Consider the following 16,560-nt stretch of genomic DNA (forward strand, 5'->3'; position numbering starts at 1 on the left):
ATGTGGCGCATGCGAGTCGTTCATGCCACGGGCTATGCCTACAAGTCGCCCGTGACCGCGTCGTACAACGAGGCCCGGCTGACGCCGCGCTCGGACTCCCGGCAGAACGTGATCCTCAACCGCGTCGAGACCGTGCCAGCCACCCGGTCCTACCGCTACGTCGACTACTGGGGCACGGCGGTCACGGCATTCGACTTGCACGCTCCGCACACCGAATTGGAGGTCACGGCGTCGTCGGTGGTGGAGACGGACAAGGGGGAAGCGCCGACTGAGCAGGTCTCCTGGGACGATCTGCAGTCCGACGCGGTGGTCGACCGGTTCGACGAGTACCTGACCGCGACCGAGTACACACCGTCGAGTCGGCGCATCGCTCGCGTGGGGCAGAAGATCGTCAAGTACCACGAGCCACTGGCGGCGGTGGTGGAAGCGGCGAAGTGGGTGCATGGCGAACTCGCCTACGTGCCGGGCACCACCGGCGTGCACTCGTCAGGCCTGGACGCGCACCGCGAGGGCAAGGGGGTCTGCCAGGACTTCGCGCACCTCACGTTGATCCTGTTGCGCAGCATGGGGATTCCGGCTCGGTACGTGTCGGGCTACCTGCACCCCAACAAGAAGGCTGCCGTGGGAGACACCATCGACGGCCAGAGCCACGCCTGGATTCAGGCGTGGACCGGTGGCTGGTGGCACTACGACCCCACCAACGACAAGGGCATCAACGAGCAGTACATCAGCGTCGGCGTCGGCCGCGACTACGCCGACGTGACGCCCTTGAAGGGCATCTACTCCGGAGAGGGCTCGACCGATCTCGACGTCGTCGTGGAGATCACCCGACTAGCCTGACGGTCGCACCGAGACGCCGGGATGCACCTCGACCCGATGCAGGTCGTCGCCCAGCTCGATCTGGCGCGGGAACTCCGCGGCGGCCAGCGCCCGCCAGTCGTCCTCCTGGCCCGGTATCAGCGGCGGGACGTAGTGCGTGAGAATCAGCGTGCCGACCCCGGCCCGCGCCGCGGTGGCCGCCGCCTGCTCGACCGAGGAGTGGTAGTCGAGGATGTCCTTGAGTCGTTGCTGCGGCGCCAGTGCAACGAGATCCTTGCGTATCACGGTGTGCACCAACGCACCTGCGCCCGCCGCGAGTGCATCGAGGCCGGCGCAGGGAACCGTGTCACCCGCCAGCACCACTGACGCGTCGGCGTAGTCGATCCGGTAGGCGATGGTGGGTTCGACGGGGCGGTGGTCGGTGGGAGCCACCTGAATCCGCACTCCGTCGGCCTCCCAAACCTGGCCGGTGCTGACTTCGTGGACCTGAACCGTCGGCGGCTCGGTGATGTCGGCGTGGTGCGCGATCCGGTAGCTGATGTCGGGTGCGAGCGCCGCGAGGGTGGCGTCGACGAGCGCCGCGGTTCCGGGAGGTCCGAAGACGGGCAACGGGGTGCGCGTGAACGTCGTGACCCAGCGGGTGGTGATCACGTCGCTCAGATCGGTGATGTGATCGCTGTGGAGATGAGTGAGCAGCAGCGCCGTGATGTTCGCCGCCCCGACGCCGACCGCCGCCGCGCGCATCAGCACGCCGCGCCCACAGTCGACGAGGAACATTTGGCTGCCCGCCCGCACCAAGGTCGAGGGACCCGCCCGATTCGCGTCCACCATCGGAGAGCCGGTGCCGAGCAGCGTCACATCGATCATGACGTCATACCTAACTCGTTCCGATCCCGACTGGGGCCGGAACGGAAGGACCGACCGGCTCTCGTCGGACGTGCGCAACGCGGCGCTTCCTCAGGTTTCAATAACCTATTGACGATGTCGAGTGAATCCGCTGGTAGATCGAATCGACTCGGCGTAATCGCTGGTGAGTAATTTCAATGAGGCATTTACCACGACGAAACAGGCCAGCAACAGAGCTTGCCTACCGTCGCCTCATGACATTCGACTACTCACGGCTCGCCGCGACCTGTGCGGTCGAGTCACCCGAGAACGCGGTCACGCTCCCGCCCGAGGCCTACGGCAGCGACGAGCTATTCGCCGCCGAGGTCGATCGGATCTTCAAGCGTGGCTGGATCCCGCTGTGCCGCATCGAGCAGGTGCCCACGGACGGGAGCTACTACAGCATCGACATCCTCGGCACGCCGCTGGTCGTCACCCGCGACCGCAAGTCCGACATCCGGGTGTTGTCGCGCAACTGCAGCCACCGATGGATGGAGGTATGCAGTGGAGCGGGGGAGGCCAACGTGCTCCAGTGTCCTTATCACCTGTGGTCCTTCGGCCTCGACGGTCATCTCGCCGGTGCGCCGGAGATGAAGCATTCTCCTGGCTTCGACCGGAATGACTATCCGCTCAAGAAGTTCCGCCACGAAGTGTGGAAGGGCTTCGTATTGGTGAACTTCGACGGGCAAGCGGAGTCCTTGGCCAGCCAGTACGCGGCTCTTGACCCGATCGTCGACGTCTACGACCTGGAGAACTACCAAACCGTCGAACAGACGGACTGGGGAGTGTGCGACTGGGACTGGAAGATCATGGTGGACAACTTCATGGAGTGCTACCACCACATGGGTCCGCATCGCGGTTCGCTCGAGGACCAATTCCCGGCGGCCCTGAGCTCCACCGGTGAGGTCGGCGACTACTTCACCACCATGTGGTCGGGGCAGGCTCCCGGCTACCCCGCGGACCCGCCGTTCCTCAACCCGGGCGCCGAGACGCTGAGCCCCGAGCACCACCATAAGTCGCTGATCTTCATCGCCTATCCGCTGTTGCAGATCGCGATGGGCCCCGCATACATGTACTGGCTCAAGACACTTCCGCTCGGGGCGGGCAAGATCGAGCTACAGCTCGACATCTGCATGTCGCCTGCCGCGCTGGCCGCGCCTGGGGTCGAGGAACGCCGCAGCCAGCTGATCAAGACGATCTGCGACATCCACCGCGAAGACATCGACGCCTGCACCGCCGTCCAGCGCGCCGTCCGCTCCGGGGTGACCGGAGTGGGCCGGCTGTCACACCTCGAACGTCCGCTGTGGGAGTTCTATCGCTACCTCGGCCGCGAACTCGGAATCGTCAGCAACGCCGCCGATCTCGCATCGACAGGCTAGGGGAGAACCTATGACCACCACATTGAATGGGCAGACGTCGACGGCCGGCATCGAATCGACGGCGCGTGATGTCGCGGATCGGCTGGCCGGCTCGGGCGTGAAGTACGCGGCGATCAGCTTCGTCGACATGCACGGGAAACCGAAGTCCAAGATGGTGCCGCTGGGCCATCTCGTCCAGGCGGCGCTCGGATCGGAGATGTTCACCGGCGCCGCACTGGACGGGGTTCCTCAGGACGTGAACGACGACGAGGTCGCGCCGCATCCCGACCTGAACGCGCCGATCATCATGCCGTTCAACCGCGAGGTCGCGTGGTTCCCTGGGGATCTGTGGATCGGCGAGACTCCTTTCGAGGCGTGCAGCCGCCAGATCCTCAAGCGCGTGACCGCGGACGCCGCGACGCTGGGCTACACCTTCAACCTCGGCATCGAGACCGAGTTCTTCCTGCTCACCGATGACCGCACACCCGGGCCGGCCGACCCGGACGACACCCTGGACAAGCCGTGCTACGACCTGCGCGGCATGCTTCACAACTACCCGGTGGTCGACGAGATCGTGTCGGCGATGAATGAATTGGGCTGGGACGTCTATTCGTTCGACCACGAGGACGGCAACGGTCAGTTCGAAACCGACTTCACCTACACCGATGCGGTGTCGATGTCCGACCGGCTCGTCTTCTTCCGGATGATGGTCGGCGAGATCGCCCGCAAGCACGGACTGTTCGCGTCGTGGATGCCCAAACCATTCGCCGACCGCACAGGTAGCGGCGCCCACTACAACATGTCACTGGCCGACGAGGGTGGCGCGAATCTGTTTGCCTCCGACAATGATCCACGCTCCTGCGGGCTTGGCGCGCTGGGATATCACTTCATCGCGGGGGTATTGCGGCACGCGCCGGCCATCTGCGCCGTGATCGCCCCGACCGTGAACAGCTACAAGCGACTGGTCAAGCAGGGCAGCATGTCGGGGCTCACCTGGGCGCCCGTCTTTGCCTGCTACGGCGACAACAATCGAACCAACATGCTGCGCATCCCGAAGGGGGGCGGACGGGTCGAATGCCGTGCCGCCGACAGCGCCAACAACCCCTATCTCGGGGCGGCGATCATGCTGGCGGCGGGCCTGGAAGGCATCCGCGAGGGACTCGACCCCGGTGAGCCCAACCGCGACAACCTGTATCGGCTCTCCGAAGCCGAGCTCGCCGATCGCGCCATCGGTTGGTTGCCTCGTTCCCTCGATGAGGCGATCGACGCGCTCGAGGCGGATCCGCTCGCCCGGTCGGTGTTCGGCGACGTGATGTTCGAGTCGTACGTCGCCGAGAAACGGGCCGAATGGGACTCCTACACCGCGCACGTGTCCGCGTGGGAAACCGAGCGCTACCTGAGGTTCTGGTGACCGCGCGATGGGGTGAGCTGTCCTCGGCGCAGCTGGCCGACCGCATCGCCGCCGATCCGGACTGCGTGGCGCTGATTCCCGTCGGGGCCACCGAACAACACGGACCGCATCTGCCGGTCGGTACCGACACCATCATCGCCACCGAGCTCGCCGAGGCCGCAGCGGGGGAGTCCGCGGTCGTGCTGCCGGCGCTTGCCTTCGGCGCCAGCTATTTTCACGGCTTTAAAATGGCTGGCACCGTGGGATTCTCGGGTGAGGAGACCGCCGCGGCGGCCGGCCTGGTCGCCGAAGCGTGCGTCGACTCGGGTTTTCGTCGGGTGCTGTTCGTGAACGGTCACGTCGGCAACGCGGCACCGCTCTGGATCGCCTGCGATGGGTTTCGCCGAGTGTTTCCCGACCGCCGGATCGGTGTCATGCAGTGGTGGGATTTGACCCCCGACATTGCTCGACGAGCGACCGAGGACGCGGCCGACTGGCACGCGAACGCCGCCGAGACGTCGATCATGCTGGCGCTGCGACCGGAATTGGTCGACACGGAAAAGATGCAAACGGCCGACGATCCCGACCGGACGGAGCACACCGTCTTCCGCTATACGGTCCAGCACGTGTCCACCAACGGCGTGACGGGCTACCCATCGCGGGCGTCGAAGTCGTTCGGTCTCGAGCTCTGGCGCGACGTGGTCTCGGCCGCACGCGACACGGTCGAGCGCGCACACGACGAGCACCCGCCGCTCGGCTAGCGGCCGCCGTAAGATGCACGTCGTGCCGACACCCGAGCGCCGGGCGCCGGTCCGCGCCATCGGACGACCACGCAACGACGCCGACGCGGCGCCGACGGCATCGCCGCGCGCGGGGATCGTGAACGCCGCGACGAAGCTCTTCTCCGAAAAGGGCTATGCGCAAACGACGATGAGCGATATCGCCCGCGCATCGGGCCTGCAGCAGTCATCGCTGTACTACTGGTTCCGCAACAAGGAACAGCTGTTGCAGGAAACCTTGCTCGTCAACCGGGCGCCGTTGAAGTTCATCGCGGAGGTCGGTGCCGGGTCCGGGTCGCCTGCCGTCAAGCTTTTCCGGCTGCTGCGGTTCGACACCATGCAACTGGCGATGTCACCGATCGACTTCAACGAGATCCAGCGCATCGCACACGAGCAGCGCAGCGAATTCCACCAGTTCTGGACGGATTACGAACGACTCAAGGATTGGGTCGCCGACCTCATCGGGGCGGCGATCAACGAAGGCAAGTTCGTCGACTGCGACAAGCAGGACACCGCTGGGTTGCTTCTCAACTTCGACGAGGGTGCGCAGAAGCGGACACGACTGCACACCGACCAGGGCGACCGGGTGGAGGAGGCGATCCGCGTCGGCGAACAAGTCGCGATCATCGCCCTGCGCGGATTGCTCAAGCGGCCAAGCGAGATCGAACGCATCCGTGCACAGGCCGCCCAATTCGACGATGCGGCCGTCGCCCTGCAGATCGCCGCGCCGCCGGCGGATTGACCGGCCGACACCGGCTCGGCGGAGAAGCTACTCCACGGCTGTCAACGAAGCGTATTTTGGGTGATAACTCGATGTGAGTCATGTCACAACAGGAGGCGCTCGGTGCGGATCGCAGACGTATTGAAGAACAAGGGAGCCGGCGTGCTCACCGTCGCCCCCGACACGATCGTCAGCGAGTTGCTCGCGGGCCTGGTGACGCGCAACGTCGGGGCGATGGTGGTCGTAGGACCAGACGGGCTCGTCGGAATCGTGTCGGAGCGTGACGTCATGCGCAAGCTCCACGAACATGGCGCCGGGGTGCTGCACCGCTCGGTCGCGGACATCATGACCGTCCAGGTGATCCACTGCACCTCCGACGACACGGTCGACAGTCTCAGCGGGCTGATGACCACCCACCGCGTGCGTCACGTCCCGGTCGTCGACAATGGCCAGTTGGTCGGCATCGTCAGCATCGGTGACGTGGTGAAGACACGGATGGAAGAACTGCAGGCCCAGCAGGAACAGCTGGAGGCGTACATCACCCAGGGGTGATGAATACGCTGACCTCGTGAACACCGCCGCGGCCCGACCGGCCACCCGTGCCGACATCGGTGCGCTCTCAGTCACGTTGGGCAAGGCGTTCTTCGACGACCCGGTCATGTCGTGGATGCTTCCCGACGCCGACCTGCGTAGGCGCAAACTGCACCGCCTATTCGCATCGCTGACCCGACACCATCATCTGGCCCGCGGCGGAGTCGAGGTCGCCCCCGAGGGAGCCGGCATCGGCGCCGCCGCGCTGTGGGATCCGCCCGGCGAGTGGAAGACGACCCGCGCCGAGGAGCTGCGGGCGATGCCCGGGTTGTTCCTGGCCTTTGGGACGGCACTCAATCGCGGGCTTGCCGTCACCGAGTTGATGAAGGCGGCGCATCCCGAAGAGCCGCACTGGTATCTCGCGGTCATCGGGAGCGACCCGGAGGTGCGGGGCAAGGGCTTCGGCAACGTGTTGATGCGGTCGCGGCTGGAGCGCTGCGACGCCGAGTACGCGCCTGCCTACCTGGAGTCGAGCAACCCCGACAACGTGCCGTACTACGAACGGTTCGGCTTCGAGGTCACCGGTGAGCTCCAGCTGCCAGGCGGCGGGCCCAGCCTGATCCCGATGTGGCGCGCTCCGCGCTGACCCTGTGAAGCGGCGGGGAAAGAATCCCGCAGATTTCATGGCTACCACCGCGAATGCCCTTGCGTCATCGTGACGGAGCGATTCTCAATGCGTCAGCAGCAGCGCTTCGGCTCGTCGCTGCTCGCAAGCCTGCCCACCGCCGAGATGCACGCCATCCCCGAAGGCCGACATGACCCGACAGATACTTCTCAACGCGTTCGACATGAACTGTGTGACGCACATCGTGGCAGGCACCTGGCGGCACCCCGAGTCGCAGGCCGCGCGCTACAAGGATCTGCAGTACTGGCTCGACTTGGCGAAACTGCTGGAGCGCGGCTTGTTCGACGGGTTGTTCATCGCCGACGTGCTCGGCATCTACGACGTCTACGGCGGTGGGCCCGAGGCCGCCCTACGCTCGGGCGCGCAGGTCCCCGTCAACGACCCACTGATGGTGGTACCCGCGATGGCCACTGTCACCGAGCATCTCGGATTCGGCATCACCGCGGCCACCTCGTTCGAGCATCCGTACTCGTTCGCGCGGCGGATGTCGACGCTCGATCACCTCACCAAGGGACGCGTGGGATGGAACATCGTCACCGGGTACCTGGAGAGCGCGGCGCGCAACCACGGCCTCGACACCATCACGCCGCACGCCGACCGCTACGACATCGCCGACGAGTACACCGAAGTCCTCTACAAACTGTGGGAAGGCTCATGGGACGACGACGCCGTCGGCACCGATCCGGCCCGCGCTGAGTACGCCGACCCCAGCAAGGTGCACCCGATCGAACATGAAGGCAAGCACTTTCGCGTGCCGGGTCTCCACTTGTGCGAACCGTCGCCGCAGCGCACCCCGGTGCTCTACCAGGCGGGCGCGTCCAACCGGGGCCGCCAGTTCGGCGCCGAGAACGCCGAGGTGATCTTCATCGGCGCGCCGACCAAGGAGGCGCTGAAGGAGGCCGTCGCCGATATCCGCGGCCGGGCCGCGGCCGCCGGACGCGACCCCTACGACGTGAAGATCGTCAACGGTCACGTCGTGGTCACCGGTGCCACCGAGGCCGCGGCACAGGCCCGCCACGAGGAGTTCCGGCGCTACATCGACCCCGAGGGTGCGCTGGCGCTGTGGTCGGGATGGCTGGGTACCGACCTGTCGCGCTTCGATCTCGACGACCCCGTCGCGGTCACCGACAACGAGTACCTGAAGTCGTCGGTGCAGACGTTCGGCCAAGGCCAGTGGACGTTGCGCGACTTCGTCGACGCGCACGCGATCGACGCGGAGGGTGGGTTCAGCGTCGGGTCGCCGGAGCGGGTGGCCGACGATCTGCAGGAGTGGGTGGCCGAGACCGACGTCGACGGATTCAACCTCACCAACGTGATCACGCCTGGCTCGTTCGTCGACTTCGTCGACTACGTCATCCCGGAACTGCAGCGCCGCGGCGCGTACAAGACGTCCTACGCCGAGGGCACGCTGCGCGACAAGCTGTTCGGCGATGGCCCGCGGCTGCCAGAGACCCACCGCGCGGCGCGCTATCGCCGCGTCACAGAGGAGCTAGTCAGATGACGGTGACCGAATCGCGCACCGAGCCGCTCGTATCCGGTTCGGGCCGGAAACCAGTGGACGGTTAGCTCCAGGAGTACTCGACGCGCAACCGTGTCGCGACCACCTCGAACGTCTCGCGGTCGAGCACCGCCCCCTCGCGCCGGATGCCCTCCTCGGGCACGTCGAGCACGCGATCGAGCCGCACCCAGCTGGCCCGACCCTCGTAGTCCCAGCTACCCGCACCGATGCCGACCCAGTCCCGGTCGGTCTCGTGACGTTCCTGGCTGGACAACATCAGCCCGAGCAGCGTGCTGCTGTCGCGGCCGACGACCAGCACCGGCCGGTCCTTGCCGCGCGACGGGTCCTCCTCGTAGACCACCCACGTCCAGACCACCTCGCCGGGATCGGCGCGACCGTCGAGGTCGGGTGCGTAGGCGATCCGACGGGCCCGATGCGCCGTTGGCACGCTGTCCTTGGTGACGGGCCGACCAGCGGAGATGGCGGGACGAGGCTCGGCCGTCGCGCCTGCCAGCATGGACAGCCCCGCATCGATGCCCAGCTTGATGCCCTGCTGGATGGTGCGGGGCACACTCTCGGGCTTCTGCAGCTGGCGGATGAGCTTCGGCGCCTCGTTGAACACCAGGTGGCCCGCCAGCCGCTGAAACGTCTTCCACTGCGACGCCATGGGGTCGAGCATATGCACGATTGTGTCGTCGCGACGGTTGGTCGATACCCTGGTAGCGCATCAGCGACTGGACCCAACCATGTTCAGGCCCCGCCCCACCAGGAGATTCCCATCAGCAGTTTCGCCGACCAGACCTTCACCGCGCCGGCGCAGATTCGGAACTTCTGCATCATCGCCCACATCGATCACGGCAAGTCGACCCTGGCCGACCGGATGCTCGGCATCACCGGCGTCGTGGCGGACCGGGACATGCGCGCGCAGTACCTGGACCGGATGGACATCGAGCGTGAGCGCGGCATCACCATCAAGGCGCAGAACGTCCGGCTGCCATGGGAGGTCAACGGGGAGCAGTTCGTGTTGCACCTGATCGACACCCCCGGCCACGTCGACTTCACCTACGAGGTGTCGCGCGCGCTGGAGGCGTGCGAAGGCGCGGTGCTACTGGTCGACGCCGCCCAGGGCATCGAGGCCCAGACGCTGGCGAACCTGTACCTCGCGCTCGACCGCGAGCTGACGATCATCCCGGTGCTCAACAAGATCGACCTGCCCGCCGCCGATCCGGACCGCTACGCCGGCGAGATCGCCCACATCATCGGTTGCGAACCGGAGGACGTGCTGCGGGTTTCCGGCAAGACCGGGGTTGGCGTCCGCGAACTGCTCGACGAGGTGGTCCGGGTGGTGCCCGCCCCGGTCGGCGACGCCGACGCGCCCGCCAGGGCGATGATCTTCGACTCCGTCTACGACATCTACCGCGGCGTGGTCACCTACGTCCGCGTGATGGACGGCAGGCTTCGCCCGCGCGAGAAGATCAAGATGATGTCCACTGGGACGACCCACGAACTCCTGGAAGTCGGCATCGTCTCACCCGAGCCCAAGGCCACCGAGGGGCTCGGCGTCGGAGAAGTGGGCTACCTGATCACCGGCGTCAAGGACGTGCGGCAGTCGAAGGTCGGTGACACGGTTACGAGCGCCCGCAACGGCGCGACTCAGGCCCTGACCGGATACCGCGAACCCAAGCCGATGGTCTATTCGGGCCTGTATCCGGTCGACGGCTCCGACTACCCGAACCTGCGCGACGCGTTGGAACGGTTGCAGCTCAACGACGCGGCGCTGGTGTGGGAGCCGGAGACGTCGGTGGCGCTTGGCTTCGGCTTCCGGTGCGGCTTCCTTGGCCTGCTGCACATGGAGATCACGCGCGAGCGCCTCGAGCGGGAATTCGACCTCGACCTGATCTCGACCGCGCCGAACGTCGTCTACCGGGTCGTCAAGGACGATGCCACGGAGATCGTCGTGACGAACCCCTCGGACTGGCAGGAGGGCAAGGTGCGCGCCGTCTACGAGCCGATCGTCAAGACGACCGTCATCGCGCCCAGTGAATTCATCGGCACGATCATGGAATTGTGCCAGCAGCGCCGCGGCGAGTTGGGCGGCATGGACTACCTCTCGCCCGAGCGCGTCGAACTGCGCTACACGATGCCGTTGGGCGAGATCATCTTCGACTTCTTCGACTCGCTGAAGTCGCGCACCCGCGGGTACGCCAGCCTCGACTACGAGGAGGCAGGCGAGCAGGAAGCCGACCTGGTGAAGGTCGACATTCTGTTGCAGGGCGAGGCGGTCGATGCGTTTAGCGCCATCGTGCACAAGGACTCGGCGGCGGCCTACGGCAACAAGATGACGACGAAGCTCAAGGAGCTCATCCCGCGCCAGCAGTTCGAGGTCCCCATCCAGGCCGCGATCGGCTCGAGAATCATTGCCCGCGAGAACATCCGGGCCATCCGCAAGGACGTGTTAAGCAAGTGCTACGGCGGTGACATCACCCGCAAGCGCAAGCTGTTGGAGAAGCAGAAGGAAGGCAAGAAGCGCATGAAGACCATCGGACGGGTGGAAGTCCCGCAGGAGGCCTTCGTCGCGGCACTGTCCTCCGACGCCGCCAGCGACAAGCCCAAGAAGTAACGCTCGTCGGCGTAGTCGAACATTCATGATCGGCATCGGCGACAATGGCTGGGTGAGCAAGGTCCGTTCGCCAAGCCGCCCGTGCGCCGTCGCGCTGGTCGTCGCGGCGTCGGTGCTGCTGTCGGGCTGCGCGAACGTCGTGTCCGGTTCAGCGATTCGGGACGAGCACGTGGTGCCGTTGAGCGTTCCGCCCCTGGACGCCTCGCAGTTCGACGACCTGCTGCTCGGAGTCGACGAACTCAACGACATCGTCGGGTCGTCGACCATGGAGCTCGACATCGACGCGACCGATATGACGGACAACTCCGACACCGTTTCCGATCCAGACTGCCTCGGTACGGTGTTCGGCGCAGAGGAGCAGGTGTACGGCGACGAGTGGACCGCGGTGCGCGACCAGGTGGTCCGCGAACCCGGCGATGACAAGGAACACTGGGCCGAACAGACGATCGTCACGTTCCCGTCGGAGCAGCAGGCGCAGAAGTTCTACGTCGAGTCCACGACGGCTTGGGAGCAGTGCGGCGGCTTCTCGGTGACCGTCGACAACGACGAGTTCACCTACATCTGGCAGCTCGACCAGGCGGCCGTCGAGGGCGACTACCTCACCCAGAACGGCACCCAGGAGGAATCCGACGGGTGGGAATGTCAACACGCACTGGCGGCCATCTCCAATGCCGTCGTCGAGACGTGGGCCTGCGCGTACGGCGTCGGCGACGAGGCCCTGGAGATGGCGCGCAGAATCGTCGCGAACGCGGCGGCGGCGTAGCGCTCGAAACGACGCCCTTCGGACCAGCCTGATCGAAATGCCTGGCTCCATGGTGCTGGGTGTGGCTGCTCTGAAAGATGCTGAACGACAGCATGTTTCGCGATGATCTCCATCCCGGAAGCTCACGGCTTGCCGACGACCCGTCCGCGTCGAGTTGGACGCGCGGGCGGACGCGACAACGCTGGGGGAGAAGGTGCTCGATGGGAGCGCCCGCCGACGCTTTGGAGTTCGCGTGTCCGACAACGTGTTCGACGGGCTGTACGCGCCGTCCCTGGCCGCACTGACGCGAAGGGGCCACCGGTGGCCGTGGGTCGTCGCCGCGCTCGGAACGGCCGTCGTCGTCATCGGAGGAGCCGCGTACTCCGACCCCGCGCTACATCGGGGCGTTGGCCGGCTGGAACACCCCGGCGCCGTCGGCTTCGTCTTCGGCCCGGATGACGTGCACGACAGCGTTGATCATCGCCAGGTGGGTGAACGCCTGAGGGAAGTTCCCCAGGTGACGCCCGGTGCGCGGCTCGATCTCCTCGGCGTATAGGTGCAGCGGGCTCGCGAACGACAGCAGTCGCTCGCACAGGTGCTTGGCGCGGCTGATCTCGCCGATCTCCACCAGCGCGGACACCAGCCAGAACGAACAGATCGTGAAGGTGCCCTCCTCGCCGGCGAGTCCGTCATCGGTCTCCTCCGTGCGGTATCGCAGCACCAGCCCGTCCTCGGTGAGCTCGTCGGCGATCGCCAGCACGGTCGCCCGCACCCTTGGGTCGTCCGACGGCAGGAAGCGCGTCAGCACCACCAGGAGCAACGACGCGTCCAGCGCGTCGTCGCCGTAGCGCTGCGTCAGCACGCCGCGCGAGTCGACGCCGTTGGCCAGGATGTCGGCCTTGATCTCCTCGGCGATGACCCGCCACTGCTGGGCGTAGCTCTTCTCGCCTTGTAGCTCAGCGAGTTTCGAGCCACGGTCGAGCGCCACCCAGCACATCACCTTGCTCGACGTGAAGTGCTGCGGCTCGCCGCGCACCTCCCAGATGCCACGGTCGGGTTCGCGCCAGTGCTTGATGGCCTCTTCCACCTGGCGCTTGAGCACTGGCCACAGCGCGTCGGGGATCTGCTCGCGGGACTTGGCGTGCAGGTACACCGAGTCGAGCATGGTGCCCCAGATGTCGTGCTGCATCTGGTCGAACGCCCCGTTGCCGATGCGCACCGGACGGGAGTTGTCATAGCCGGAAAGGTGGTTCAGCTCCTCCTCGACGAGGCTGCGTTCGCCGCCGACGCCGTACATCACCTGAAGTGGGTGGCGTTCACCGTTGTTGGCGCCGGACACGTCGGCGATGAACGAGAAGAAGTCGTCGGCCTCGCGGTCCAGACCCAGTGTGTAGAGCCCCCACAGCGCGAACGTCGAGTCGCGCACCCAGGCGTAGCGGTAGTCCCAATTGCGTTCGCCCTGAGGCGTTTCCGGTAGCGACGTGGTACTGGCGGCGAGCAGCGCGCCGGTCGGGGAGTAGGTCAGCCCCTTCAGGGTCAACGCGCTGCGCTGCAGGTACGCGCGCCACGGGTGATCGGGGAAGTCGCCGATGTTGATCCACTGACGCCACGACTCGCTGGTCTTCCACATCTTGTCGGTGGCTTCTTCGTAGGTCTGCGGCGCCGGGTGTCCCGACCAGCTCAGCGCGACGAAGACGTTGTCGCCCTCGTTGAGTCGCGTCCTGGCCCGCGCCTCCCGGCCCTCCAGCCCGATGCGCAGGTTGGTGGTCAGCCGCAGCGTCGGGTGGGCCTCCGGGTCCTTGCTCGCGCGCGCGATCGCCTCGCCGTACGCCGCTGCCGAGTACTCCCATGACGCGCTCTGCCGGTGATAGTCGAACGACGGCTCGCAGCTCATCATCAGCTCCACCACGCCGCTGACGCAGCGCACCGTGCGCAGCAGGATGTGCTCTGCGTCCCAGTCCATCGGCGTTCGCCGGTGGGTTCGGGAGCGGGCCTCGAGGTCGTGCCAGGGCCCCATCACCAGCGTGTCCCGCACGATGAGCCAGCCGGTGTGGGTCTGCCAGGTGGTTTCGAGGATCAGGCTGCCCGGCAGGTAGCGCCGCGCAGCGGGCACCGACACCCCATACGGTCCAAGCCGGAAGTGCCCGGCGCTGCGATCGAGGATCGCGCCGAACACGCTTGGCGAGTCGGGTCGCGGCACGCACATCCACTCGACCGAACCGGCCGACGAGATCAGGCAGGTGTTCTCGCAGTCCGACAGGAACGCGTAGTCGGCGATCGGCGGGAACGGGTTGCGCAGCGGCCCGCTCGACACGTACGGCACCGGGGCCGTCACCGTGAACGGGGCCTCCGGGGGGTGCTCGGCGCGATCGGCCTCGTCGGCGGGCCCAGTGTGCTGCAAAACCATTCGCACATCATCGGTCGGGGCAGCGCTCGCCGTCCACTTTTCGGTCAGTTGTGGGCGCGTGTCGCCCGTGGCCGTGCCAGGCGAAGGGTGGGACCAGGTTTTCAGCGGCGGGTCTGGGCGGGCGCGTGTTCGGGCAGCGGGCCGATCGCGACGCCGTATGCCACGGCGGTGCGCAGCGCGGGAATCCGGTTGGCGATCTTCACCGCGCGCGGCGCCGTCGCCATGGTGGCGTCGGGGCCGATCGCCACGGCGATGGCCCGGTCCTGGACCGTCCGCTGCACCCGCTGGATCAGCGCGGCGGGCAGCCAGCGCCGCGCTTGGATGCGTGCGAGGTGCCGCGTGTGCACCGTGTGCGTGCGCAGCGGTTCGGCCAGGATCCGCGCCGTCGCGACTGCATCGGCGACCGCCAGATTGATGCCCACGCCGCCGATGGGCGACATCGCGTGTGCCGCGTCGCCGATGAATAGCAGCCCGTCGACGTACCAGCGGCGAAGCCTATTCAGTTGCACGTCAAGCAGTTTCACGTCATCGAACGACGTCAGCGTGGACACCCGGTCGGCCAGCCACGGCACCAGCGTCACGAGTTGGCGCTGAAGCGACTCGATGCCCTCGGCCCTCATCTGTGTGTCGGCGCCCTTGCGGATCAGGTACGCGACCTGGAAGTAGTCGCCGCGATCGATCAGCGCGCAGCCGTGGCCGGACTGGAAGATCCCGTTGAGCCCGTGCGGATCGCCGTCGCGCCGCGGCACCCGGAACCACCACACGTCCATCGGCGCGCCGAAGCTACGGGGCGTCAACCCCGCAGCGGCACGAAGCGTCGACGCCCGACCGTCGCAGGCCACCGTCAGGTCGGCGCGCAGCACGTGCTCGCCCGTGGCGTCGCGGTAGCGGACGCCGACCACCTTCCCGCGCTCCTCGACCGGACCGAGCACTTCGGTGCTGCGCAACAGCCGGAAACCCGGCTCCGCCTCCGCGGCGGTGGCCAGCAGTTCCAGGAAGTCCCACTGCGGCACCAGGGCGATGTGCTTGTGGGGGCCCGGTAGCCGGCGCAGATCGATCTGAACCGGGGTGTCCTGAACGGTGGCGTTGACGCTTTCGATCATCCGATGCGGCAGCGCTGCGAACGCGGCGCCAAGGCCCAGTTCGTCGAGTAGGCGCAGCGTGCTCGCGTGCACCGTGTCACCGCGGAAGTCCCGCAGGAAGTCGGCGTGCTTCTCCATCACCGTGACGTCGACGCCGGAGCGGGCGAGTAGCAGGCCCAGCATCATGCCCGCGGGCCCGCCACCTGCGACCAGGCACGTCGTCGCCTGCGGTGGCTCCGTTTCGGGGCGCGTCACGGAATGATCGTAGGGTGGGGACGGTGAGCGGCATCCTCAATTGGTGGGACGGCGTTGAGCTCTGGTTGTCCGGGCTCGGGTTCGTCTGGCAGACGGTGATCGTCATGCCCGTCGTGCTGCTGCTCGCCTACGGGATCGCCGTCCTGCTCGACGGCGCATTCGGCAACGGAATTCGTCTGCTGCAACGAATGCGGCACCAGGACGAAGACCAGTCGTGAACGGAATGCCACGCTCGCGCGTCACATTGGTGCTGGTCGCGCTGGTCGTACTCGTCATCGTCATGTGGCTGATCACCCGTTGATCAGCGCATGAACAGGAAAATCGTAGCCCGCAAGCCCCCGGGTTCAGCCAGGGACAAGTGGTGTGGACTTGTCGGCGATGGCTGCTACGGTCACGACTACAACAGAATCCCCCGGAGAGATCCCAAGGTCAGGACATCGACCGGCGTCGGGGAAAGTAACCAACGAGGCCACTGGCATCGCAGGTGTGGCGCCCGCAAGGGACAGAGTTGGTCGGCGCAAACGCAAAAGCCCCCGGCTTACGGCGGTGCAGTGATGAGCACCGAGACAGCCGGATATCGGCACGCGGGAATCCCACGCCGTCAGGCGGGGGAGGATGTCAATAGGTCTGCTACGCTTCGCGCCATGCACGCAGCGTCCGGCATCTCTGAGAGCCATGTCTTGGCTCTCATTGCCGTGGGTTCATGCGCTGTTGCAGACGTCCACTGTTGTCGCTGATTCCACGCCCGTACGCGGTTTGGGGTCGATGGTGACTGCGCGCATCTTCCA

The 16,560-nt window shown here is 66.5% G+C and carries 16 protein-coding genes; 12 read left to right on the forward strand and 4 right to left on the reverse strand.

Annotated features, from left to right (window positions below; translation table 11 throughout):
• Positions 1-840 (forward strand): transglutaminase family protein, encoded by an 840-nt coding sequence (locus SLQ33_RS00300; RefSeq protein WP_319451787.1) that lies wholly within the window; start codon positions 1-3, stop codon positions 838-840.
• Here the strand turns inward: SLQ33_RS00300 and SLQ33_RS00305 are convergent.
• Entirely contained in the window at positions 832-1,686 is an 855-nt protein-coding gene (locus SLQ33_RS00305; protein WP_319451788.1) for a ribonuclease Z, read from the reverse strand. The genes SLQ33_RS00300 and SLQ33_RS00305 overlap by 9 nt on opposite strands.
• 233 nt (positions 1,687-1,919) lie before the next feature.
• Here SLQ33_RS00305 and SLQ33_RS00310 point away from each other — a divergent pair, with 233 nt between their 5' ends.
• The 7 genes from SLQ33_RS00310 to SLQ33_RS00340 all read left to right on the forward strand — a co-directional run bounded on the left by SLQ33_RS00310 (position 1,920) and on the right by SLQ33_RS00340 (position 8,669).
• Positions 1,920-3,083 (forward strand): aromatic ring-hydroxylating oxygenase subunit alpha, encoded by a 1,164-nt coding sequence (locus SLQ33_RS00310; RefSeq protein WP_319451789.1) that lies wholly within the window; start codon positions 1,920-1,922, stop codon positions 3,081-3,083.
• A gap of 10 nt (positions 3,084-3,093) precedes the next feature.
• Positions 3,094-4,473: a type III glutamate--ammonia ligase gene (glnT, locus tag SLQ33_RS00315; RefSeq protein ID WP_319451790.1), complete on the forward strand. Its 1,380-nt coding sequence runs from the start codon at positions 3,094-3,096 to the stop codon at positions 4,471-4,473.
• Positions 4,470-5,213, forward strand: a complete 744-nt coding sequence (locus tag SLQ33_RS00320) for a creatininase family protein (RefSeq protein ID WP_319451791.1) — start codon at positions 4,470-4,472, stop codon at positions 5,211-5,213. The genes glnT and SLQ33_RS00320 overlap by 4 nt, the downstream gene beginning before the upstream one ends.
• A gap of 13 nt (positions 5,214-5,226) precedes the next feature.
• A complete protein-coding gene (locus SLQ33_RS00325) occupies positions 5,227-5,973 on the forward strand; it encodes a TetR/AcrR family transcriptional regulator (protein WP_413467533.1) in 747 nt (248 codons plus the stop codon).
• A 102-nt stretch (positions 5,974-6,075) separates the two neighbouring features.
• Positions 6,076-6,504, forward strand: a complete 429-nt coding sequence (locus SLQ33_RS00330) for a CBS domain-containing protein (protein WP_319451793.1) — start codon at positions 6,076-6,078, stop codon at positions 6,502-6,504.
• A 16-nt stretch (positions 6,505-6,520) separates the two neighbouring features.
• On the forward strand, positions 6,521-7,129 hold the full coding sequence (locus tag SLQ33_RS00335; protein ID WP_319451794.1) for a GNAT family N-acetyltransferase: 609 nt from the start codon (positions 6,521-6,523) through the stop codon (positions 7,127-7,129).
• Between the two features lie 169 nt (positions 7,130-7,298).
• The gene (locus SLQ33_RS00340) at positions 7,299-8,669 is read left to right on the forward strand and encodes an LLM class flavin-dependent oxidoreductase (protein WP_319451795.1); all 1,371 of its coding nucleotides are present in this window, start codon (positions 7,299-7,301) and stop codon (positions 8,667-8,669) included.
• 61 nt (positions 8,670-8,730) lie between these two features.
• Here SLQ33_RS00340 and SLQ33_RS00345 read toward each other — a convergent pair whose 3' ends face one another.
• Positions 8,731-9,333 carry a type II toxin-antitoxin system PemK/MazF family toxin gene (locus SLQ33_RS00345; RefSeq protein ID WP_319451796.1) on the reverse strand — a complete coding sequence of 201 codons (603 nt, stop codon included), beginning with the start codon at positions 9,331-9,333 and terminating at the stop codon, positions 8,731-8,733.
• Positions 9,334-9,345: 12 nt separating this feature from the next.
• Here SLQ33_RS00345 and lepA point away from each other — a divergent pair, with 12 nt between their 5' ends.
• Both lepA and SLQ33_RS00355 read left to right on the forward strand, forming a co-directional pair.
• Positions 9,346-11,286, forward strand: coding sequence for a translation elongation factor 4 (gene lepA, locus SLQ33_RS00350; protein WP_319451797.1), 1,941 nt, complete (start codon positions 9,346-9,348; stop codon positions 11,284-11,286).
• Between the two features lie 52 nt (positions 11,287-11,338).
• Positions 11,339-12,049 (forward strand): sensor domain-containing protein, encoded by a 711-nt coding sequence (locus tag SLQ33_RS00355; RefSeq protein ID WP_319451798.1) that lies wholly within the window; start codon positions 11,339-11,341, stop codon positions 12,047-12,049.
• 373 nt (positions 12,050-12,422) lie between these two features.
• Here the strand turns inward: SLQ33_RS00355 and SLQ33_RS00360 are convergent, their stop codons facing one another.
• A complete protein-coding gene (locus tag SLQ33_RS00360) occupies positions 12,423-14,435 on the reverse strand; it encodes a glycoside hydrolase family 15 protein (protein WP_319451799.1) in 2,013 nt (670 codons plus the stop codon).
• A 101-nt stretch (positions 14,436-14,536) separates the two neighbouring features.
• Positions 14,537-15,772 carry an FAD-dependent oxidoreductase gene (locus SLQ33_RS00365; protein WP_319451800.1) on the reverse strand — a complete coding sequence of 412 codons (1,236 nt, stop codon included), beginning with the start codon at positions 15,770-15,772 and terminating at the stop codon, positions 14,537-14,539.
• Between the two features lie 23 nt (positions 15,773-15,795).
• Between SLQ33_RS00365 and SLQ33_RS00370 the strand changes: the two genes are divergently transcribed.
• Entirely contained in the window at positions 15,796-15,990 is a 195-nt protein-coding gene (locus SLQ33_RS00370; RefSeq protein ID WP_319451801.1) for a hypothetical protein, read from the forward strand.
• A 426-nt stretch (positions 15,991-16,416) separates the two neighbouring features.
• A complete protein-coding gene (locus tag SLQ33_RS33535; RefSeq protein WP_413467534.1) occupies positions 16,417-16,509 on the forward strand; it encodes an Ms4533A family Cys-rich leader peptide in 93 nt (30 codons plus the stop codon).
• Positions 16,510-16,560 lie beyond the last annotated feature (51 nt).

Origin of the sequence: Mycobacterium sp. RTGN6, from assembly GCF_033804605.1 — a bacterium.
Lineage (GTDB): Bacteria > Actinomycetota > Actinomycetes > Mycobacteriales > Mycobacteriaceae > Mycobacterium.